Source organism: Dankookia sp. GCM10030260, assembly GCF_042666655.1.
GTDB lineage: Bacteria > Pseudomonadota > Alphaproteobacteria > Acetobacterales > Acetobacteraceae > Paracraurococcus.
Genome location: NZ_JBHTDE010000003.1, coordinates 469,482 through 488,938, shown reverse-complemented (window position 1 = coordinate 488,938; position 19,457 = coordinate 469,482). Strand labels below are relative to the sequence as shown.

26 protein-coding genes are annotated in these 19,457 nt (G+C 71.4%); 7 read left to right on the top strand and 19 right to left on the bottom strand.

The window, feature by feature from the left end; genetic code table 11:
• Window positions 1-53 precede the first annotated feature (53 nt).
• Genes glyS through ACFQS7_RS13825 form a run of 4 tightly spaced genes read right to left on the bottom strand, consistent with a single transcriptional unit; the run spans window position 54 to window position 3,778 of the window.
• Complete coding sequence (glyS, locus tag ACFQS7_RS13840; protein ID WP_380067669.1) at window positions 54-2,207, bottom strand: glycine--tRNA ligase subunit beta; 2,154 nt, start codon at window positions 2,205-2,207, stop codon at window positions 54-56.
• The gene (locus ACFQS7_RS13835) at window positions 2,200-2,601 is read right to left on the bottom strand and encodes a type II toxin-antitoxin system VapC family toxin (RefSeq protein WP_380067668.1); all 402 of its coding nucleotides are present in this window, start codon (window positions 2,599-2,601) and stop codon (window positions 2,200-2,202) included. Before ACFQS7_RS13835 ends, glyS begins: the two co-directional genes overlap by 8 nt.
• On the bottom strand, window positions 2,598-2,858 hold the full coding sequence (locus tag ACFQS7_RS13830) for a type II toxin-antitoxin system VapB family antitoxin (RefSeq protein WP_380067667.1): 261 nt from the start codon (window positions 2,856-2,858) through the stop codon (window positions 2,598-2,600). Before ACFQS7_RS13830 ends, ACFQS7_RS13835 begins: the two co-directional genes overlap by 4 nt.
• 38 nt (window positions 2,859-2,896) lie before the next feature.
• On the bottom strand, window positions 2,897-3,778 hold the full coding sequence (locus ACFQS7_RS13825; RefSeq protein ID WP_380067666.1) for a glycine--tRNA ligase subunit alpha: 882 nt from the start codon (window positions 3,776-3,778) through the stop codon (window positions 2,897-2,899).
• A gap of 68 nt (window positions 3,779-3,846) precedes the next feature.
• Between ACFQS7_RS13825 and ACFQS7_RS13820 the strand changes: the two genes are divergently transcribed.
• Window positions 3,847-4,251 (top strand): ketosteroid isomerase-related protein, encoded by a 405-nt coding sequence (locus ACFQS7_RS13820; RefSeq protein WP_380067665.1) that lies wholly within the window; start codon window positions 3,847-3,849, stop codon window positions 4,249-4,251.
• Here ACFQS7_RS13820 and ACFQS7_RS13815 read toward each other — a convergent pair.
• Complete coding sequence (locus ACFQS7_RS13815; RefSeq protein WP_380067664.1) at window positions 4,248-4,703, bottom strand: MarR family winged helix-turn-helix transcriptional regulator; 456 nt, start codon at window positions 4,701-4,703, stop codon at window positions 4,248-4,250. The two genes, ACFQS7_RS13820 and ACFQS7_RS13815, sit on opposite strands and share 4 nt — an antisense overlap.
• 168 nt (window positions 4,704-4,871) lie before the next feature.
• Here ACFQS7_RS13815 and ACFQS7_RS13810 point away from each other — a divergent pair, with 168 nt between their 5' ends.
• Window positions 4,872-5,195, top strand: coding sequence for a hypothetical protein (locus ACFQS7_RS13810; protein WP_380067663.1), 324 nt, complete (start codon window positions 4,872-4,874; stop codon window positions 5,193-5,195).
• A 155-nt stretch (window positions 5,196-5,350) separates the two neighbouring features.
• On the opposite strand, the gene ACFQS7_RS13805 is transcribed toward ACFQS7_RS13810, so the two are convergent.
• Window positions 5,351-6,157 (bottom strand): S49 family peptidase, encoded by an 807-nt coding sequence (locus ACFQS7_RS13805; protein WP_380067662.1) that lies wholly within the window; start codon window positions 6,155-6,157, stop codon window positions 5,351-5,353.
• Window positions 6,158-6,261: 104 nt separating this feature from the next.
• Between ACFQS7_RS13805 and ACFQS7_RS13800 the strand changes: the two genes are divergently transcribed.
• Both ACFQS7_RS13800 and ACFQS7_RS13795 read left to right on the top strand, forming a co-directional pair.
• Complete coding sequence (locus ACFQS7_RS13800; protein ID WP_380067661.1) at window positions 6,262-6,891, top strand: isochorismatase family protein; 630 nt, start codon at window positions 6,262-6,264, stop codon at window positions 6,889-6,891.
• A 14-nt stretch (window positions 6,892-6,905) separates the two neighbouring features.
• Window positions 6,906-7,649 (top strand): SDR family NAD(P)-dependent oxidoreductase, encoded by a 744-nt coding sequence (locus ACFQS7_RS13795; RefSeq protein WP_380067660.1) that lies wholly within the window; start codon window positions 6,906-6,908, stop codon window positions 7,647-7,649.
• Window positions 7,650-7,729: 80 nt separating this feature from the next.
• Here the strand turns inward: ACFQS7_RS13795 and ACFQS7_RS13790 are convergent, their stop codons facing one another.
• Together ACFQS7_RS13790 and ACFQS7_RS13785 are read right to left on the bottom strand one after the other, a co-directional pair.
• Window positions 7,730-8,686 carry a hypothetical protein gene (locus ACFQS7_RS13790; RefSeq protein ID WP_380067659.1) on the bottom strand — a complete coding sequence of 319 codons (957 nt, stop codon included), beginning with the start codon at window positions 8,684-8,686 and terminating at the stop codon, window positions 7,730-7,732.
• Window positions 8,687-9,106: 420 nt separating this feature from the next.
• Window positions 9,107-9,403 carry a DUF1330 domain-containing protein gene (locus ACFQS7_RS13785; RefSeq protein ID WP_380067658.1) on the bottom strand — a complete coding sequence of 99 codons (297 nt, stop codon included), beginning with the start codon at window positions 9,401-9,403 and terminating at the stop codon, window positions 9,107-9,109.
• An 86-nt stretch (window positions 9,404-9,489) separates the two neighbouring features.
• Between ACFQS7_RS13785 and ACFQS7_RS13780 the strand changes: the two genes are divergently transcribed.
• Window positions 9,490-9,768, top strand: coding sequence for a hypothetical protein (locus ACFQS7_RS13780; RefSeq protein ID WP_380067657.1), 279 nt, complete (start codon window positions 9,490-9,492; stop codon window positions 9,766-9,768).
• Window positions 9,769-9,791: 23 nt separating this feature from the next.
• On the opposite strand, the gene ACFQS7_RS13775 is transcribed toward ACFQS7_RS13780, so the two are convergent.
• From ACFQS7_RS13775 to ACFQS7_RS13740, 8 genes are all read right to left on the bottom strand, one after another.
• Window positions 9,792-10,928: an NADH:flavin oxidoreductase/NADH oxidase gene (locus ACFQS7_RS13775; RefSeq protein WP_380067656.1), complete on the bottom strand. Its 1,137-nt coding sequence runs from the start codon at window positions 10,926-10,928 to the stop codon at window positions 9,792-9,794.
• Complete coding sequence (locus tag ACFQS7_RS13770) at window positions 10,907-11,704, bottom strand: DUF2272 domain-containing protein (protein ID WP_380067655.1); 798 nt, start codon at window positions 11,702-11,704, stop codon at window positions 10,907-10,909. The genes ACFQS7_RS13775 and ACFQS7_RS13770 overlap by 22 nt, the downstream gene beginning before the upstream one ends.
• A 440-nt stretch (window positions 11,705-12,144) precedes the next feature.
• The gene (locus ACFQS7_RS13765; protein WP_380067654.1) at window positions 12,145-13,488 is read right to left on the bottom strand and encodes an MFS transporter; all 1,344 of its coding nucleotides are present in this window, start codon (window positions 13,486-13,488) and stop codon (window positions 12,145-12,147) included.
• A gap of 20 nt (window positions 13,489-13,508) precedes the next feature.
• A complete protein-coding gene (locus ACFQS7_RS13760; RefSeq protein WP_380067653.1) occupies window positions 13,509-13,943 on the bottom strand; it encodes a nuclear transport factor 2 family protein in 435 nt (144 codons plus the stop codon).
• 63 nt (window positions 13,944-14,006) lie between these two features.
• Entirely contained in the window at window positions 14,007-14,609 is a 603-nt protein-coding gene (locus tag ACFQS7_RS13755) for a nitrile hydratase subunit alpha (RefSeq protein WP_380067652.1), read from the bottom strand.
• On the bottom strand, window positions 14,606-14,917 hold the full coding sequence (locus ACFQS7_RS13750) for an SH3-like domain-containing protein (RefSeq protein ID WP_380067651.1): 312 nt from the start codon (window positions 14,915-14,917) through the stop codon (window positions 14,606-14,608). Before ACFQS7_RS13750 ends, ACFQS7_RS13755 begins: the two co-directional genes overlap by 4 nt.
• The gene (locus tag ACFQS7_RS13745) at window positions 14,914-15,219 is read right to left on the bottom strand and encodes a nitrile hydratase (RefSeq protein ID WP_380067650.1); all 306 of its coding nucleotides are present in this window, start codon (window positions 15,217-15,219) and stop codon (window positions 14,914-14,916) included. The genes ACFQS7_RS13750 and ACFQS7_RS13745 overlap by 4 nt, the downstream gene beginning before the upstream one ends.
• 142 nt (window positions 15,220-15,361) lie before the next feature.
• On the bottom strand, window positions 15,362-16,240 hold the full coding sequence (locus ACFQS7_RS13740) for a DoxX-like family protein (protein ID WP_380067649.1): 879 nt from the start codon (window positions 16,238-16,240) through the stop codon (window positions 15,362-15,364).
• A gap of 158 nt (window positions 16,241-16,398) precedes the next feature.
• On the opposite strand from ACFQS7_RS13740, the gene ACFQS7_RS13735 reads away from it, so the two are divergent.
• Window positions 16,399-16,977 carry a carboxymuconolactone decarboxylase family protein gene (locus ACFQS7_RS13735; protein ID WP_380067648.1) on the top strand — a complete coding sequence of 193 codons (579 nt, stop codon included), beginning with the start codon at window positions 16,399-16,401 and terminating at the stop codon, window positions 16,975-16,977.
• Between the two features lie 100 nt (window positions 16,978-17,077).
• On the opposite strand, the gene ACFQS7_RS13730 is transcribed toward ACFQS7_RS13735, so the two are convergent.
• The 3 genes from ACFQS7_RS13730 to ACFQS7_RS13720 form a co-directional block, all read right to left on the bottom strand.
• Window positions 17,078-17,896: a GNAT family N-acetyltransferase gene (locus ACFQS7_RS13730; RefSeq protein ID WP_380067647.1), complete on the bottom strand. Its 819-nt coding sequence runs from the start codon at window positions 17,894-17,896 to the stop codon at window positions 17,078-17,080.
• Complete coding sequence (locus ACFQS7_RS13725) at window positions 17,893-18,399, bottom strand: Fur family transcriptional regulator (RefSeq protein ID WP_380067646.1); 507 nt, start codon at window positions 18,397-18,399, stop codon at window positions 17,893-17,895. Before ACFQS7_RS13725 ends, ACFQS7_RS13730 begins: the two co-directional genes overlap by 4 nt.
• A 167-nt stretch (window positions 18,400-18,566) precedes the next feature.
• Complete coding sequence (locus ACFQS7_RS13720; protein WP_380067645.1) at window positions 18,567-19,043, bottom strand: MucR family transcriptional regulator; 477 nt, start codon at window positions 19,041-19,043, stop codon at window positions 18,567-18,569.
• A gap of 106 nt (window positions 19,044-19,149) precedes the next feature.
• On the opposite strand from ACFQS7_RS13720, the gene ACFQS7_RS13715 reads away from it, so the two are divergent.
• Window positions 19,150-19,389 (top strand): sulfurtransferase TusA family protein, encoded by a 240-nt coding sequence (locus tag ACFQS7_RS13715; protein ID WP_380067644.1) that lies wholly within the window; start codon window positions 19,150-19,152, stop codon window positions 19,387-19,389.
• The last annotated feature ends 68 nt before the right edge of the window (window positions 19,390-19,457 follow it).

Genomic DNA, 19,457 nt, shown 5'->3' with positions numbered 1-19,457 from the left:
GGCCGTTCAGTGCAGAGTTGCATGAATGGCGGCTTAACGCACCCGGACGCGTTTCAACCTTCGATCTTCGAGACATCCGCGACCGCATCCATGGCGGCGCAGAGGGTATGGAGCAAACGCAACCGGTTGCGGCGAAGTTGCAGGTCCGCATCGTTCACCACCACCTGGTCGAAGAAGGCGTCGACCGGTCCGCGCAGGCTGGCGAGGCTGGCCATGGCGGCGAGGAAATCCTCGGCGGCCAGGGCGGCGGTGACCGCCTGTGTGCTGCTGGCAACGGCCTGGCCGAGCGCCCGTTCCGCGCCGGTGGCGAGCAGGGCGGGATCCACCGGGCCGTCATGCGGGCCGTCCTTGCGGTTCTCGATCCGCAGGATGTTGGCGGCGCGCTTGTAGGCGGCCAACAGGTTGGCGCCGTCCGGGGTGGCCAGCATGGTGGCGAGCGCATCGGACCGGGCGAGCAGGCGGGTCAGGTCGTCGTCCGGCGTGGCGCCGAAGACGGCGGTGAGGATGTCATGCCGGGCGCCCTCGGCCCGGAGCTGGACGCGGAGGCGTTCGACCAGGAAGTCGAGCAAGCCGGCGGCAAAAGCGGCGACCATCGGCGGGTGGCGGGACCCGGCGGGCGCCTGCCAGCCCGCCTTCATGGTCTCGGCGGCGACGCCCAGGCCGAATTCGGGGCTGGCGGTGCTGCCGGTGGATTGCGGGTAGCCGAAGAAGGCCTCCCCAATCACCTCGGCCAGCGGCAGCCGCAGCCGGTTCTCGCGGATCAGCCGGATGACGCCGAGCGCCGCGCGGCGCAGCGCATAGGGGTCGCCCGACCCGGTCGGCCTTTCGTCCACCGCGAAGAATCCGGCCAGCTGGTCCAGCTTGTCGGCCAGCGCCAGCGCCACCGCGACGGGTTCGGACGGCACCGCATCGCCCGGGCCGAGCGGGCGGTAGTGCATCCCGATCGCCTCCGCCACACGCGGGTCCTCGCCGCCGGCCAGCGCATAGTAGCGGCCCATCACCCCCTGCAATTCGGGGAATTCGCCGACCATGCCGGTGGCGAGGTCGGCCTTGGCCAGCCTCGCCGCCCGCGCGGCCAGGGCCGGATCGGCGCCGACCATGGGCGCGATCAGCCCGGCCAGGCGTTCCAACCGCGCCACCCGCTGGCCTTGCGTCCCCAGCCTGGCGTGGAACACCACGCCGTCCAGCCTGGCGAGGGTGGTCTCCAGCGGCTGCTTCAGGTCCTGGTCCCAGAAGAACCGCGCATCCGACAGCCGCGCCCGCAACACCCGCTCGTTGCCCGCGACGATCGCCGCCCCGCCATCCTGCGGCGTCACGTTCGACACCACGGCAAAACGCGCCGCGGCCCGGCCATCCGGGTGGCGCAGGGCGAAATAGCGCTGGTTGACCCGCATCGAGGTCCGCATGACCTCGGGCGGCAGGTCCATGTAGGCCTCGTCGATCCGCCCCAGCAGCGGCACCGGCCATTCCACCAGCCCGGCGACCTCGGCCAGCAGGCCGCGGTCGGGCACCACCTCCAGCCCCTCGGCCGCGGCCAGTTCATTGATGCCGGTCTCGATGATCCGCTCGCGCTCGGCGGCGTCGGCGACGACGAAGCGGGCGCGCAGGCCCTCGGCATAGTCGGCGAAGTGCCGCACCGCGAAGGGCTCGGTCCCGGCCAGCACGCGATGCCCCTCCGTCAGCCCGGCGGCGCTTAGGCCATGCACCGCGTCGCCGCCTTGCGCCAGCGCAAAGGGCACCGGCCGGCCGTCGAACACGCAGAGGATGCGCTGCAGGGGCCGCACCCAGGCGAAGTCGCTGGTGCCCCAGCGCATGGATTTCGGCCAGGGGAAGCTGCGCAGGATGCCGGGCAGCTTCTCGGCGACCAGCGCCGCGGCCTCCATCACCGCGCCGGGCTTCTGCAGCACCCAGAACTGGCCTTCCTGGGTCAGTTGCTCCCGCGTCGCGCCATGCTTGCGCAGGAAGCCGTCCAGCGCCGCATCCGGGGCGCCGATGCGCGGCCCGCGTTCCTCCTTGCCCGGCGTCTCGGCGCGCGCCGCCATCTCGCCCACCGCGGCGATCCGGCGCGGGCCATGCAGCGGGCGCGGCGCCGCGGTCATCAGCGGCGAGAGCGCCTTCAGCAGGGCCGCGCACAGCTCCTCCGCCGCCCGGGCCTGCATGCGGGCCGGGATTTCCTCGGAGAAGAGCTCGATCAGCAGTTCAGGCATGGGGCTGCAACGCGGCCTTTATGTCGGTCTTGGAGAAATCGTCGCCCTTGAACAGCAGCGGCTCGTTGCGCGACTTGGCCAGGGCATAGGCGAAGCAGTCGCCGAGGTTGAGGCCGGCCGGATGCCGCCCCTTGCCGAAGCGGCGCCAGCCCTCGGTAGCCATGGCCGCATGCTCGGCGGTGAATGGCGCGACCTGGACGCGGCCCGCGACGAGCAGCCGTTCCAGCCGGTCACGCACCGGGGGACCGGCACGTCCCTCCGCCACCACGCAGACCTCCACCAGCGTCGCGGCCGAGATGGACACGGACGCCGCCTGCGTCAGCGCCGCGCCGAAAGCCTCGGCGTCCGGTTCGTCGCGCAGGATCGCCATGAGAGCCGAGGTATCGACGATCACCGGGGCAGTCCGTCCTCGTCGTAGAATTCCGAATGGTCGCTGGTGGTCCCAGGCGGGAACAGCGTCGAGGCCTCCCGGGCGATGGCCATGATGGCATCGAAGCGGCGCCGCTTGTCCTCGTCATCGCCGACCCGCTCGCGCGCCAGCCGCTCATTCACGGCGCGACGGATCGCATCGGTCGTCGTGGTCCCGAGCAATTCCGCCAGTGCCTTGGCCTCGGCGATCAATGCCTCGTCCTTGATGTTCAGCTGGCCCATGCCGGCCCCCATGGTAGAACGCCAAACGTCATTCTACCCTAGGCCCCGCCCTTGATCCACGCCTCGCAGCAGCCCTTCGCCAGGGTGCGGACCCGGCCGATATAGGCGGCCCGCTCGGTCACGCTGATGGCGCCGCGGGCATCGAGCAGGTTGAAGCGGTGGCTGGCCTTGATGCACTGGTCGTAGGCCGGCAGCGCCAGGCCCTGGCGCAGCAGGTCGGCGCACTCTTCCTCGGCGTCCTGGAAGTGGCGGAACAGCTTCTCCACATTCGCGTGGGTGAAGTTGTGGTGGCTGTATTCCACCTCGGCCCGTTTGAAGATCTCGCCGTAGCTCACGCCCTGGCCGTTGAAGTCCAGGTCGTAGACGTTCTCGACCCCCTGGATGTACATCGCCAGGCGTTCCAGGCCGTAGGTCAGCTCGCAGGAGGGGACCTCGCAGGGAATGCCGCCGACCTGCTGGAAATAGGTGAACTGGGTCACCTCCATCCCGTCGCACCAGACCTCCCAGCCAAGGCCCCAGGCGCCCAGCGTCGGGCTTTCCCAGTCGTCCTCGACGAAGCGGATGTCGTGCACCAGCGGGTCGAGCCCGATGGCGCGGTAGCTGCCGATCAGCGCCGATTGCGGGTCGGCGGGCGAGGGCTTCAGGATGACCTGGTACTGGTAGTAGTGCTGCAGCCGGTTGGGGTTCTCCCCGTACCGGCCATCCGACGGCCGGCGGGAAGGCTGGACATAGGCCGCCTTCCAGGGCTTCGGGCCGAGCGCCCGCAGCGTGGTCGCCGGGTGGAAGGTGCCGGCGCCGACCTCCATGTCGTAGGGCTGCAGGATGACGCAGCCCTGGGCCGACCAATAGGCATGCAGCCGGAGGATGAGCTCCTGGAAGCTGGGGGGCTTGGCGGGTGCGGCGCGCGGGTCGGTCGGCATGCGGCGGCTTTTGCCATGCCGGCGCGGCGGAACATAGTGGGGGGCGGCCAAGCCCCAAGGGGAAACCGATGACCGAGACCGAACGCCTGATCCGCGCCTACTACGCCGCCTTCGACGCCGGCGACCGGGAGGCCATGCTGGCGCTGCTGGCGGAGGAGGTGATCCACGACGTGAACCAGGGCCCACGCGAGGTGGGCAAGCCGGCCTTCCGCGCCTTCCTCGGCCATATGGACCGGTCCTACCGGGAGGCGATCCGCGATCTCGTGGTGATGGTGGATGCCACCGGCACGCGGGCGGCGGCGGAATTCCGGGTGGCGGGGGAATACTTGGCGACCGATCCCGGCCTGCCGGAGGCAAAGGGCCAGCGCTACGACCTGCCGGCCGGGGCCTTCCTGGAAGTGGCGGACGGGCGGATCAGCCGGGTGAGCACCTACTACAACCTGCCGGAGTGGATCCGGCAGGTGGGCGGCTAGCCGCCCGGCAGCAGCCGGTCGCGCAGCTCGGTGATCCGCGTGCGCAGCTCGCACATCGCGGCGTGGTCGGCGAAGGCGCGATCGATCCATTCCGGCCGATGCTCGGCGGCCTTGGCGCGCAGGGCCTTGCCCTGGTCGGTCAGGCGGATGCGGACCTGGCGCTCGTCCTCCGGGCAGCGGAGGCGGGTGACATGGCCGGCCGCCTCCAGCCGCTTCAGCAGCGGCGTCAGGGTGTTGGATTCGAGATAGAGCTTGTCGCCGATGCGGCCCACCGTCTGGTCGTCCTCCGCCCACAGCACGACCATGACCAGGTACTGCGGATAGGTCAGGCCGATCGCATCCAGCATCGGCTTGTTGGCGCGGCCGATCGCCTGCGCCGTGGAATGCACGGCGAAGCAGAGGAATTCGTCGAGGTCGAGCGGCGTGGCCGTCGCGCCTGGGGATTCGGTCATGTCGCCTCCTGGGTTTCGGGCCACGCTAATATATCGTGCGCGATTAAAGCGACCATGATTGAATCGCGGGGCAGGCATGCGATCTGGTCTATCGTGCACGATCTAATCGTCCGGTATCTACCCCTCCAACGCCGCCGCATCCCGGTGGCCCCAATCGGAGAGACCCCCATGTTCCGCACCACCCTGTTCGCGTCCGCCGTCGCGCTTGCCACCCTCGGCGCCGCCCAGGCCCAGGACAACGGCCCCCGCCTGATCGGCGGCGGCCCGGATGCCGTCGTCGCCTATGCCGAGCCCAGCCGGAACGTCGTCGGCGGCGGCCTCGCCCGCATCATCGGCGGCGGCGAGAACCAGCGCTTGGCCTATGCGGCCGATCCCACCACCCAGGCGCCGTCCGGCCTGGTGGCCGAGGTGGTGGGCGGCGGCGAGAACCGCCAGCTGGTCTACCGCGCCGCGCCGGCTACGCGCCGGCAGCTGGCCCGCCAGGGTGGCTGAGACCGCCTCGCCGAAAAGCTTGGGGAGGGGGAAGTATTCCCTCCCCAAACCCCACCCTTCCTTTCTGTGGGTTGGCACCCGCCGCGCGGCGAATACGGACCCGAATAAATAAATAAATGAAGGCCTGGGGAGAATACCCTCTCCCCTGCCTTCCTTCACAACCCCAGTCGCGCCCAGGCCGCCCGCTCCTCCACCGCCGCCAGCACCGCCTCGGCCGAAAGCCCCGGCAGCAGGCGCCGCAGCAGCGGCGGCCGCGGCCCGCCGACCTGGACCAGCCGGACCTTGTCGCCGAAGCGCCGCTTCGCCTCCCCCGCCGCATCGCCGAGCCGGTCCGCGAGGCCCAGCTCCACCGCGCGGCGGCCCGGCCAGAAGCGGCCGGTGAAGATCTCTTCCGGCGGGGCCTTCAGCGTCGCGCCGCGGCGGGCGGTGACCCAGGCGCGGAATTCGCCGTGCAGGTCCTCCAGCAGGGTGTCCAGCCGCGCCGCATCCGCCGGCGCCTCCGGCCGGAAGGGGTCCCAGAAGCTCTTCTCCGTCCCCGCGGTGCGCAGCCGCCGCTCCACCCCGAGCCGTTCCAGCGCGCCGGTGAAGCCGAAGCCCGCGGCGATGACCCCGATCGAGCCGAGGATGCTGGACGGGTCGGCGATGATCTCGTCCGCCGCGCAGGCGATCCAGTAGCCGCCCGAGGCCGCGGCATCCTCGACGCAGGCGATGACCGGCAGCTTCTTCTCCTCCGCCAGGCGGCGGATGCGCCCCGCCACCAGGCTGGACTGCACCGGCGACCCGCCGGGCGAGTTGATGACCAGGAAGACGGCCGCGAGGCGCTTGAGGGCGAAGGCGCGGTCGAGCACCGGGCCGGTGGTGGCCAGGCTGATGCCGCCGGCGAAGCCGGGGCGGGCGGCGATGGCGCCGGAGAGCCGGACCACGGCCACGCGCGGGTGGCGGGGGAGGAAGGGGATGTTCATGCCCCGCCAAGATGCGCCCGCGCGCGCCGGCATCAAGGCGCCGTGCGGCCTGGGCGGCGCCGCGCGCGGCGGCTAGCCTTCCCGCCGCAGCACGAGGGCACCGCATGACGCATCCCGAGATCGGCATCTATGCGGCCCAGGGCATGGGGCAGTCCAGCGGGCTGGGCGTGGCGCCGGCCCTCGTCATCGTCGACTTCGTGGTCGGCTTCACCGACCCGGCGCATTTCGGCGGCGGCAACATCGCCGCGGCGATCGAACGCACCGTGCCGCTGCTGGCCTTCGCCCGCGAACGGGGCTGGCCGGTGGTGCATACGCGGGTGGTCTATGCCGATGACGGCGCGGATGCCGGCGGCTTCACCCGCAAGGTGCCGACCTTGCGCAAGCTGACCGAGGCAAGCCCGCTGTCGCAGATCGTCCCCGAACTCGCGCCCGTGCCGGGCGAGCTGGTGCTGCGCAAGCGCAATGCCTCCGCCTTCTTCGGCACGGAGCTGGCGGGGTGGCTCGCGATGCGGCGGGTGGATACGGTGGCGGTCGCCGGCTGCACCACGTCCGGCTGCGTGCGGGCCACCGTGGTGGATTCGCTGCAGCATAATTTCCGCACCATCTGCCTCATGGATTGCGTCGGCGACCGGGCGATCGCCCCGCACGAGGCGAACCTCTTCGACATGGGGCAGAAATACGCCGACCTGCTGACCGGCGCGGCGCTGATGGCCGCCTGGCGCGAACGGGATTGAAGGAGACGACGAGGATGTTCGATTTCAAGGGCAAGCGCGTGGTGGTCTGCGGCGGCAGCCGCGGCATCGGGCGGTCGACCGCGCTGGGCTTCGCGCGAGCGGGCGCATCGGTGTCCATCTGCGCCCGCGGCGCCGGCCCGCTGGAGGCGACACGGGCGGAGATCGCCGCACTCGGCGTCGCCGCGCATGCCGCCCCCTGCGACCTCGGCGACCGCGACGCCGTCGCGGCCTATGTCGCCGCGGCGGCCGAGGCGCTGGGCGGCATCGACATCCTCGTCAACAACGCCTCCGGCTTCGGGTCGCAGGACACCGAAGAGCATTGGGCGCAGGGGCTTTCGGTGGATGTCATGGCCACCGTGCGGGCGACGCATGCGGCGCTGCCCTTCCTGGAGCAGGCGAAGGGCTGCATCGTCAACGTCTCCTCGATCTCCGGCTACCGGCCGAGTATCCGCACTCCTGCGTACGCTGCCGTGAAGGCGCTGCTGATCAACTACACCCAGTCCCAGGCGGCGATGTATGCGCCGAAGGGCATCCGCGCCAACGCGGTCGCCCCCGGCAGCATCGAATTCCCCGGCGGATCGTGGGAGGCGCGGAAGACCTCCGACCCGAAGCTCTACGACGGCATCCTCGCCGGCATCCCCTTCGGCCGGCTCGGCACGCCGGAGGAAGTGGCCGAGGTGGCGATGTTCCTGGCTTCCCCGGCGGCGCGCTGGGTGACCGGGCAGACCATCATCGTCGATGGCGGGCAGATGCTCTGATCCGCGGCCGGTCGCCGGCGCCACTCGCGGCGCGGTGACGGCTCTGCGGGGCGCCCCGCAGCCCGGTCCGGCCAGCCCGGCTACAGGAACCAGTGGCCCATGCCGCAGTGGCCCGCCGCGTGATGCTGGCCCGCAGCCGCTTCGCCTTCGCCGGGGATGGGGCCGGCGGACAGGCCATCCTCGCTCAGCGGGGTGATCACCACCAGGCCGTTGCCGCTGGCGGTCGAGGTTCCGAAGCTCGACGCCGCCAGGCTGGTGAAGGACGCGCCGTTGCCGCCGCCGCCGGCGTCATCATGCGCGGCGCCGCCGCCGCCGCCCCCGCTGTAGCCGCCGCCACCGCCGCCGCCGCCGAGATAGCCGCCGCCGCCGCCGCCGCCATAGCCGCCGGCGCCGCCGTTGCCGGCGCCACCGGCACCGCCCGTCAGGCCCTCGGCATAGGCGCCGCCGCCGCCGCCGGCATTCACCGCGACCTCCCCGTCGCCACCCGAGGTCGCCAGGCCGCCGCCGCCGCCGCCGGCATAGCCGTCGCCATCCTCGGAATCGGTCTTGCCGCCCTCGCCGCCTTGCCCGTCGCTGCCGGCCTTGCCGCCATCGGCCGTCGGGAACCCGGTTTCATGGCCGTTGGCGGCAGCGAGGCCGGTGGCGCTGATGCCCCGGTGCTGGGACGAGTTGCCGCCGACGGAACCGCCGCCACCGCCGCCTGCGATCAACAGCGGCGAGCCGTTCGCATCGACGACGAAGCTGCCGCCGCCGCCGCCGCCCGACCCGATGCTGTCGGGCGTGTCGTCGCCGCGGCCGCCGACGGCGATGGCGAGGACGTCACCGGCGGTGAGGGTGAAGATGCCCTCGATCTGCGCGCCGAAGCCGCCGACCGCCGCATCGCTGCCGCCTTCGCGGGCATTCGCCGTTCCGCCCGAGGCGCCGGTGGCGACGATGTTGTAGGTGCCGGTCGCGGGGACCGTATAGGTCTGCAGGGCGCCGGTATAGCTGAAGGTCAGCGCGGCTGGCGTGGCGTCCAGGCCGGTCTCCGGCAGCATGGTCGGGACAGGGTACCGGTCGACCTGCGGCGCGCCGCCAGACGCCGCCCAAAGGTCGGGGAAGCCGGAATGAAATCCCGCCCATTTGTCCGCCCATTGAAATGAATGCATTCCATGCATCGCTGAAATATCCTTGCCATTCCGTCACGTGCGGGCCGTTACCACCGGCCCGGCGATCGGGATGAAACCTCGCAGACCGGGATCCAGGCAAGGAGGAACGATGCAACGCGCGGACGAAATCAAGGCATTTCCGAATCGAGTTGTCGCTCCATCCGGGAAATTCAATCTTTCGATTTGAGAACTTCGTTCGTTTCTACCGTTGGTCATGAGGCTGTGCAGCCAGGCGCGCCGCCCGGCGATGCGGGCTTGGCCCCCAACGCCGGCACGGTGCCGCGGCGACCGCGGCCGGAGGCCCCGTGTTCAGCCGGGCTCGTAGCCTTCGACCAGCGCCACGTCGCCGTCGGAGGCTTCCTGCCGCAGGGCGATCAGCGGGGTGTAGTCGGGGCTGTGGTAGAAGGCCTTGAGCCCCGCCATCGTGGGGAATTCGAGCACCACGACACGTTCCAGGGCCGGCGCCCCCTCGACCGGCGTCACCGCGCCGCCGCGGATCAGGTAGCGGCCGCCGAAGCGGGCGATCATCGGCGCCACCTGGTCGCGGTAGGCGGCGAATTTCGCCGGGTCCTTCACCCGGATGTTGGCGATGAGGTAGGCGGGCATGCTTCGGTCCTCCCTGGGCCGGAAAGCTTGCCCCCGTTCCCGCGGCGTCGGAAGGCCGGCCCGCCACACGCCCTGGACATGCGCCCATGCCCATACCGCAGCCCGCGGCCGCCCCGCTTCTCCCCGGCCGGGACGACGTGCGCAGCGGCGTCCTCGCCGCCATCCTTCACGTCAGGCCGAGCCTGGCGGCGCAGCCGCTGGAGGATCGGCATCGCTTCGACGGGATGGGCACCAGCTCGGCCCAGCTGGCCCCCATCCTGTTCGGCATCGAGTCCTGCGGAACCAGGCTCGACGGCATCGAAACCGCCGGCGGGCTGACGACCGACCTGCATCGCCGGCTCGTCGAACGGGGCCGCGCCGCCTGACGGCGGCGGCGGACCGAAGGCGGCTACAGCGCGGGGAGCGGCGCGCCGAGCGCCGCATCCCGCCCCATCTTGCCGAGGGTCGCCCAGCCGCGCTCGTACTGCGGCGGCACCCGCAGAACCTCGGTCCGGCCCAGCACGGAGGCCGCATGGATCGGCCAATAGGGGTCGCGCAGCAGGCCGCGGGCCAGTAGGATCAGGTCGGCCCTGCCCTCGGTCAGGATCGCCTGGGCCTGCTCGGGCTCGGTGATCATGCCGACGGCGGCCACCGCGATCCCGGCGCCCGCCTTCACCGCTTCCGCCCCCGGCACCTGGTAGCCAGGGCCCAGCGCGATCTTCTGCGCCGGGTGCAGCCCGCCCGAGGACACGTCGATCAGGTCGACGCCCAGCGCCTTCAGCCGGCGGGACAGTTCCACCGTCTCCTCGGTGGTCCAGCCGCCCTCGACCCAGTCGGTATGGGAGACGCGGACCCAGAGCGGGATCTCGTCCGGGATGGCGGCGCGGGTCGCGCGGCTCATCTCGAGGACGAAGCGGGCGCGGCCGTCGAGGTCGCCGCCCCAGGCATCGTTGCGGCGGTTCGACAGCGGCGAGAGGAATTGGTGGCCGAGATAGCCGTGCGCCGCATGCAGCTCGATCACCCGGTAGCCGGCCTTGACGCTGCGCCGCGCCGCGGCGGCGAAGGCGGCGATGGTCGCCAGGATCTCGGCCTCCTCCATCGCCCGCGGCGTGGCGTAGTCGTCGAAGGCCTCGGCCGAGGGCGCGACCGGCACCCAGCCGCGCTCGGCCGGGGCCGGGCCGCCCTCCCAGGGGGCGCGGCGGCTGGCCTTGCGGCCGGCATGCGCCAGCTGGATCGCCGGCACCGCCCCCATCGCCGCGATCCCGGCGGCCAGGCGGGCATGGGCGGGGAGTTGCGCATCCTCCCAGATCCCGAGGTCGTCGGGGGAGATGCGTCCCTCCGCGGTCACCGCCGCGGCCTCGGTCATCACCATCCCGGCGCCGCCGACGGCGCGCGACATCAGGTGCTGCAGGTGCCACTCGGTGGGCTTCCCGTCGCCGCCGCAGCAGTACATGCACATCGGCGAGACGCCGATGCGGTTCCTGAAGGTCACGCCGCGCTGGCTGAAGGGCTCGAACAGGTCGGTCATCGGATCGTCTCTATCCATGGCGGCAGGCGCCCCAGGCGGTTCTCGAAGACGGCGAACCAGGTTGGGGCGCCCGGCGGCTCGGGGAGAAGATACCCGGAAGCGTCGGCGGGGAAACGGGTGCGGGTGACGGCGTCTAGCAGGTTGCCGCCGATCGCGTCGACGAAGCCCGGCCCGGCCTCGACCACGATGTCGCAATGCATCGGCCGGAACCGGCCGGCATCGGCCGCCCGCTGCCGCCAGTCGCGGATCGGCGTGCGGCTGCGGTCGGCGCAGAGCAGGTCGCCCGGGCGCGGCGGGAGCTCGGCCGGGGAGCGCGGCAGGAAGGGGGCGGTGGCGGGGAAGCGGGCGGCGTCGGCGATCAGCGCGTCGACATAGACCGAATGCGCCGCATCGCCGGGGAATTCGCGGCGGTCCACCCCGGCCGCCTGCATGACGTAGCTGACGAAGGCGGCGGACCAGAAGGGCTCCTGCCACAGCGCGGCGCCCCGCGGGTCGCCGGCCAGGGCCGCGGCATAGAGCCGGCGGTTGGCAGCGACCGCACCCTCGTCCTGCGGCACGGCACGCCAATAGGCCAGGACGCGGGGGAAATTCGCCGGGTCGCTCTCCGCCCGGGCGGAGGCGGGGCGCTGCCCGGGCGAGACCACCAGGCCGCCCCATTCCGTCCATTCGGCCAGGGCGATCCGCAGCATCCGCTCCCGCGCCGCCGGCGGGTAGGGCAGCGGCGGCTCCGGCGAGGGCGGCGGCACGGCGCAAGCACCGAGGAGGAGGAACAGGGCAAGGGCTGCAGCACGCATGCGGCGGGATAGCCCGGTGATGCCCCGGGGTGGCACTACCTGGGCAAATCTGAACTGGAGTTAATGTTTTCTCCATCCACACGACATCGTGAGAATCGTATACAAATCACGTTCAGGCGATGCCTTGGACGTCTCCTCCCAGTGATCTTCTGTCGCAGCCTGGGGCTGGGCACTGCGATCACCACTCGGGCCGGTGGGTAACCACCGGCCCTTTTTTTGCCCGGATCCATTTGTTTGGATATCGGATTAGAATCGGTTAACCGAGGATTCATCGAAAGGCCTGACGAATTCGCTTGGATATCACGTGTACGTGAGGCACATTGTACACGTTCAGGCGATGCCTTGGACGTCTCCTCCCAGTGACCTTGCACCGTGGCCTGGGGCCAGGCGTGTGGTTCACCACTCGGGGCCGGTGGGCAACCATCGGCCCCTTTTTTTGCCTACATCCGCCGCCGCACCAGGCTCAGCGCCCCCGCGGCCAAAGCGAAGCCGATCGCCGCCAGCAGCGCCACGCGCGCCCCGCCGGCGCCGGCCACCTGGAAGCACAGCCCCACCACCGTGGTGCCGAGCGTCGTCCCCAGCAGCCGCGCCGTCGCCTGCATGCCGCCCGCGCTGCCCGCCCGCGCCTTCGGTGCCGAGCCCAGCATGGTCCGGTTGTTCGGCGCGGAGAAGGTGCCGAACCCCGCCCCGCACAGCGCCATCATCCCGCCGATGAGCAGCCCGTTGCCCAGCAGCGGCAGCATGGCCACCACCGCCAGCCCGGTGGCCAGCGCCGCCATCCCCGCGGCGCAGAGCAGCGCGGTCGGGATGCGGTCCGCGAGCCGCCCGGCAACCGGCGCGCCGAAGGCCATGCCCAGCGGCCAAGGAGTCATGATCAGCCCGGTGCCGCCCTGGCTGATCCCGGCCTCCTGCAGCAGGAAGGGCAGCGACACGTAGCTGGAATACCAGGCCGAGAAGGCACAGACCGAGGCCGCGACGGAAAACGCGATCACCCGGATGCCGAGCAGGTCCAGCGGCAGCAGCGGTGCCGGCTGGCTGAGCTGGCGCTGCACCAGCAGCACCCCGGCCCCCACCCCGCCGGCGATCAGCAGCAAGGCCGGGATGGTGGCATGCAGCACCAGGTCGAGGCCGAGGAAGAACAGCCCGAAGGTGGCGATGTTCAGGCCGGCGCTCGTCCAGTCGAAGCGCCGGCCGGTGCCCGGGTGGTCCGGCAGCGACCGCCAGGCGATGACGATGCCGAGGATGCTGACCGGCACATGCACCGCGAACAGCGCCTGCCAGGGCGCGACCGTCAGGATGGCGGCGGCGAGACTCGGCGCGGAGGCGCCGGCGATCGCCACCACCATGCTGTTGATGCCGATGGCGCGGCCGAGCTGCTTCAGCGGGTAGATGTGGCGGATCAGCCCCGCCGTCAGGCTCATCACCGCGGCCGAGCCCAGCCCCTGCAGGATGCGGCAGGCCAGCAGCGCCTCGAATCCCGGCGCCATGGCCGAGCCCAGCGAGGCCAGGCCGAACAGCGCGAAGCCGCCGAGGAAGACCGGGCGGAAGCCGAGCTTCTCGCCGAGCGAGGCGAGCGGCAGCAGGGTGGTCACGACGGTCAGCTGGTAGGCGTTCAGCAGCCAGGTGGCCGCCGCCGGGGTGATGCCCAAGGTCCGCGCGATGCCCGGCAGCGCCACGTTCAGCATCGAACTGTCGAGCACGGTGATGGCGATGGAGACCGAGACGGCGACCACCGCCCAGGCCCGGCGCGGCATCGGCAGGCCGTCGGCCTCGGCGGGCAGCATGGCGGAAATGGGCGGCCTGCTCAGCGGGCGGCGGGGGCCCGCAGCGCGTCCTGCACGGCGGCGGTATCGTAGTGTTCGCGGAATTCCTGGATGCGGCCGTCGCAAAGCCGGATGACGTCCGCCTTGGCGATCTCGATCTCCGCCCCGGTCGTCAGGATCAGGGCGCGGGCACGGGCCAGGACGGTGACCCATTCGCCGTCGGCGATCACCCGTTCGACGGCATAGCCGGTGATGCGGGCGGCGCCGTCGATGGCGGCGAAATAGGCCTCCACCCCGGCCCGGCCGCGATGCGTGCCGGCCCAAGGGATTCCCGGCGCGGCCACCGAGGTCCAGAGGACGTCGTCGGCCAGCGCATCGAGCACGGCGGCGCGGTTGCCGCCGGCGTATTGCGCGTAGAGGTCGGCCTGCCGTGCGCGGCTGCGCCGGGTCAGTGCCGCCGCCGGATCATCGCCCATGCTCCTCGCCCCTTCCGTCGCCCCGCCGCGTTGGCCGCGGTCGGGGCCCCTCATGGCGGCAGCCTACTCGGCGGCGATCGCCACCGGCAGCACCGGCAACGCGACCCCGACCAGCGCGTCGCGCGTGACCAGCGCCGCCAACCGGTCCTCCGACCAGCCCTCGGTGCCCTCGGGGCGCAGCGGCAGCACCATCCAGCGGTAGTCGGCGGTACTGTCGACCACGCGGATCTTGGTCCCCGGCGGCAGGGTGGTGCCCCATTCCGCCAGCACGCCGCGCGGGTCGCGGATGGCGCGCGAGCGGTACTCGAAGCTCTTGTACCAGTTCGGCGGGTAGCCGAGCACGGCGCGCGGGTAGCAGCTGCAGAGCGTGCAGACCACCAGGTGGTGCAGGCCGGGCTTGTCCTCGAGCACGCCGAGCGGCGGGGCGCCGGCCATGGAGACGCCCATCGCCTCGGCGCATTCGGCGCCGTTGGCCAGCAGCCTGGCCCGCCAGTCGGGGTCGAGCCAGGCGCGGGCGACCATGCGGGCGCCGGTCTCCGGGCTGGCGCGGTCGGTGCGGGCCTGCATCTCTGCGAGTTCCGCCTCGGTGACGATGCCCTTGGCCTTCAGCGCGGCCACCAGCTTCTCGAGCCGGGCGATGGAGGAAGCGCGGGCGGGGTGGCTCATGCGGCCCTCCTCTCGGGCGTGGCGGGGTCCAGCCAGTGTTCGAAGATCTCGACCAGGGCGGTGTCGCCGGCCTCGCCTTCCTGGAACAGCGGCGGCTGGTCGAACACCACGTGGTACAGCACGCGGAGCGGCGCCGGGCGGGCGAAGGCCAGGTCCTCGGGGTTGGCGAAGGCGCCGAGCACGGCGGTGATCCGCCCCTCCCGCCCGCGCAGGTAGTGCGGCGTGCGGATATGGCAGGGGCCGCGGCGTTCCGGCCAGTCGTCCTTCACCCGCACCGCGTCGCCGACGGCGAAGACCGGCGCGCTCATGCCACCTCCTCCGCCGCGATCACGCCCTTCTCGACCATCAGCGTGCAGAAGGAGGTCATCCAGCGCTCGTAGTAGGTCATTGCGAAGTAGTCGTCCTCGGGGATCGATTCGATGCAGCGGCGCATCTCGTCCACCGTCATCAGCTTCTTCGCCGCCAGCACCTGGCGCAGCGCGTCCACCCGCTTGCCGAAGGCGTCGGGCGGCGCCTCGTCGCGCTCGACCGCGCTGCAGCGGAAGCGGCTGAGGCCACCCAGGTCGTGGATGGCGGGGGTCTTGTCCGGGGCGGGGGCGGCGTCGCTCATCCCATCAGGCTAAGTCGGCCGGCCGTCCGGCGTCCAGTGCGCGCGTGACGCCATCCGGCACCGCCGCGGTCGTCGCCTCGAACTGCCATTGCAGGAACATGCGGGTCAGCAGGTAGCCCTCGAGGAAGCCGGCGATGGTGAACTACAGCAGGAAGGCCTGGACGTAGCTCGGCTCCACGCCGAGTTGCGGCCCGAGCGTCGCTGCGGTGCCGGCCACGAAGGCCGCGATGTCCTTGAAGTTCACCAGGCCGAGCCCGACCAGGATCTTGGTCAGCCAGTCGGAGATCGCCTCGATGTTGCGGTTCGGCACCAGCGCGGCGCGGCTCTCCGCCCGGGCATTCACCCGCGGCACCGCGAAGAGGAAGCCGAGCAGCCCGCCGACCGCCAGGCACATCATCATCCACATCGCCGCGGTGGGCAGGTTCGCCCGCACCCCCAGCAGCACCGCCAGGAAGCCGGCGGCGTTGCACAGCAGCAGCACGCCGGCCACCAGCAGCACCGCGCCGCCACGCACGCCATGCCGCGCAGCGGGGGGTGCGGCACCAGGATCCCAGGGATCCGGGTAGGGCTTGCCGATGACGTGCACCGAGCAGATCGCCAGCAGCACGTTGTGCGGCACGCCGAGCAGCCGCCACGCCCGGGCCGGCCAGGACTCCGGCGGGAAGGGCAGCGCCGCCGCATGGGACAGGATGTGGGCGACCGCCGGGATATAGAGCACCAGCAGCACCAGCGACCCGACCGCCGCGAGCCGCCGCGCCCGGCCGTACAGCATGAGGATGCCGATGGTCACCTCGGCCATGCCGGTGGCGGTCACCACCGCGTCCGGCCAGGGCACCCAGGGCGGCAGCATGGCCCGCGTTTCCCCGTGCAGCGGGAAATGCATGGACCCGAAGACGATCCAGTCGACCGCCAGCACGGCGATGCAGAGCCGGTCGAGCACCGGGGTGCGCGGCGCCGGGCCGGGCCGCCGCGGCGACAGGATGCGGCCGATACGGGTCTGCGGCGGCAGGGTTGCAGGCATGCGGGCCTCGCGGCGTCCCTTGGCCGCCGCATCCTGCCGCAACGCCCGGGCACGGCGCCATGCCGATCATGGATTGGGGCACGGGCGTTCCGCATCCGTGCATGCCGCATTCAGCGCCAGCGGGCGTTACCCAGGGACAGCACAAGGACGGAGCCCGCATGCGCCTGCCCCTGATCCCCCCCGCACACCTCGATGCCGCCCAGCAGCCGCTCCATGCCGACATGAAGGCCGGCATCGAGAAGAACTTCAAAGGCTTCGCTACCATCGCCCCAGACGGCGCCCTGGAAGGCCCCTGGAATCCCTGGCTCCACTGGCCGCGCATCGGCGAGCCGATCTGGGAGCTGACCAAGGCGCTGTCCTTCGAGACCAAGCTGCCCCGCCCGGTGCGCGAGGTGGCGATCCTGGTCACCGGCGCCAAATTCCGCGCGGCCTACGAGATCTACGCCCATGTCATCGCCGCCGAGCAGCGCGGCCTGCCGGATGCGAAGATCGCCACCATCGTCGCCGGCCAGCGCCCCGCCGACCTGACGCGGGAGGAAGCGGTGGCCTACGACATCGCCGCCGCGTTGGTCGCCGGCGGCGTGCTGCCGGAGATCACCTGGAAGCAGGGGGTCGAGGTCTTCGGCCGCGAGGCGGCGGGCGAGCTGGTCTACCTGGTCGGGCTCTATTGCCTGGTGTCCGTCACGCTCAACGGCTTCGACGTGCCGATCCCCGAGGATGACCGGCCGCCGGGCTGAGCACCGCGCCGGTCACCCTGCACGAGGCGGGAAAGGCCAGCACGGCATGGGCGGCGGCCCGGGACCGTCGCTGTCCGGCCAGGGCCCGTTCGGTGGGGGCCTATTCGGTGAGGCCGACGCCGTTCGCCCGTTCATAGTGCCGGGCGTACTTGTCGGTGACCAGTTCGGTCTTCACCACGATGCAGACGTCGGTGGTGTTGAACTGGTGGTCCAGCACCGCGCCGTCGCCGACGAAGCCGCCGAGCCGCAGGTAGCCCTTCACCAGCGGCGGCAATTCCTTCACCACCGCCCGCAGGTCGAGCCCGGCGGGGTCCAGCCGGTCCATCGGCACAAAGCGTTCCGGCAGCGCCCGCGGGCGGATCTCCGGCGGCGCCAGGTGGTGGGCGTGCAGGTAGGTCAGCACCGGTCCCAGCGCATCCAGGTCGGTGCCGTGCAGGCTGGCGCAGCCGAACATCAGGTCGATGCGGTGGTGGAAGACATAGGCCGCGATGCCGCGCCACAGCAGCTGCATGCTGCCGCGGGTGCGGTGGTTGGCATCGACGCAGGACCGCCCGAGCTCGAGGATCTCCCCCGGCAGGGCGACCAGCGGCGACAGGTCGTATTCGGCGGCGGAGTAGAACCGGCCGATGCCGGCGGCGGCCTGGCGGCGGATCAGCCGGTAGGTGCCGACCACCGCATCCGGACCCTCCCCCAGGTCGTGGTCCAAAACCAACAAATGGTCGGCGACGGCGTCGAATTCGTCTTCGTCCCGGCCGCTGGCGCGCGTCGCCGCATCCGCGTGGGCGCCCATCTCCTCGTAGAAGACGCGGAAGCGCAGGGCGAGCGAGGCGTCGATCTCGGCCGCGGTCTCGGCGATGCGGACGCCGAGATTGCCGGCCCGCAGCTCACCGAAGCCGCTCTCGGCCGCCAGGATGGTCATGCCTCGTCCCGCCCGTGGCGCGGCCGCGGCGCGCGGCGCGCGGCCGGCGCGGCTTCGGGCCGCGGTTCGGGGAAGCGCCGGCCGAAGAGCTCAAGCCGGTGGTCGACCAGCTCGAAGCCGAGCCGGGCGGCGATCTCGCGCGCCAGGACCTCGTGCCGGTCGTCGGCAAACTCGATGACCTTGCCGGTGTCCACGTCGATCAGGTGGTGGTGCGGGCCGTGCTCGGTGGGCTCGTAGCGGGCCCGGCCGCCGCCGAAGTCGTGCCGTTCGAGGATGCCCTTCTCCTCCAGCAGCCGGACCGTGCGGTAGACGGTGGCGATGGAGATATGCGCGTCGCGCTCATGCGCGCGGCGGTACAATTCCTCGACGTCCGGGTGGTCGGCGCTTTCGGACAGGACGCGCGCGATCAGCCGGCGCTGCCCGGTCATCTTCAGGCCGCGCTCGATGCACAGCCTCTCGATGCGGGAGATGCCCTCGCGGTCGGAGGAAGCGGGGGTGTCCATGCGGCTCGGTCGCGGCCCTTGATGGTCGGCGGCCGGCACGCCCGGACCCCCGTGGTTCGATCAGGGCGGGACCATACCCTTCCGCGCCGCCGGCCACCATGCCTGACGGGGGAGCCCCGGATGGGCGCCTGGCGGGCCACCGCAACGGGTGCGGCGGCCCGGCATGGTCAGCCGAACTTGGTCGGGGTGTCGATCGTGGCGGCCACGGCATCGCGCCGCGCGCCACGCGCCGGGCGACCGCGCGGCTTGGTGCCGAGCCCGATCTTCTTAGCCAGCGAGGAGCGATGCTTGGCGTAGTTCGGCGCGACCATAGGATAGTCCGAACCGAGGCCCCAGCGTTCCCGGTACTGCTCCGGCGTCATGTTGTAGGAGGTCTGCAGATGCCGCTTCAGCATCTTCAGCTTCTTGCCGTCTTCGAGACAGATCAGGTATTCGGGTGTAATGGACTTCTTGATCGGCACCGCAGGTTGCGGACGCTCCGGCTGCGGCTTGGATGCGGGCAGGCCGACGGAGGTAAGCGTACGGTAAACCTCGGTGATCAGGTTCGGCAGGTCGGCAAGCGCCACCGGATTGTTGGAAACATGCGCCGCGACGATTTCAGCGGTCAGTCCCAGCAGATCAGCAGAGGGTGTATCTTCGGCCATGTGACGCATCTTCCCGTTGTCGGTAGCGGAGCTATACTGCGGCCTGTGGCCGTTTCGCAACGCGTTTCGGCGATTCGCAGGGCATGATCCATTGAAATCTGTTTCCATGCAAGAACTGACCGGTGATCGGACGCTCGACATCACCACGGAAACTTGCCCGATGACCTTCGTACGTACCCGACTCATGCTGGATCGCATGAAAAGTGGGGAAACACTGCTGGTTCGCCTATGCGGCGAGGAACCCAGGCGTAACCTGCCGCGCACCGCGACAGACCAGGGCCATGTCGTCCTGGCGCAACAGGAACGCGCGGACGGCGTCGTCGAGCTGTTGCTTCGCAAAGGCTAATCGAGGTGACGCCCGTTACGCGGATGGCCGCCAGGTTGATCGCACGAATACTGTCGCTGGCCGTATGA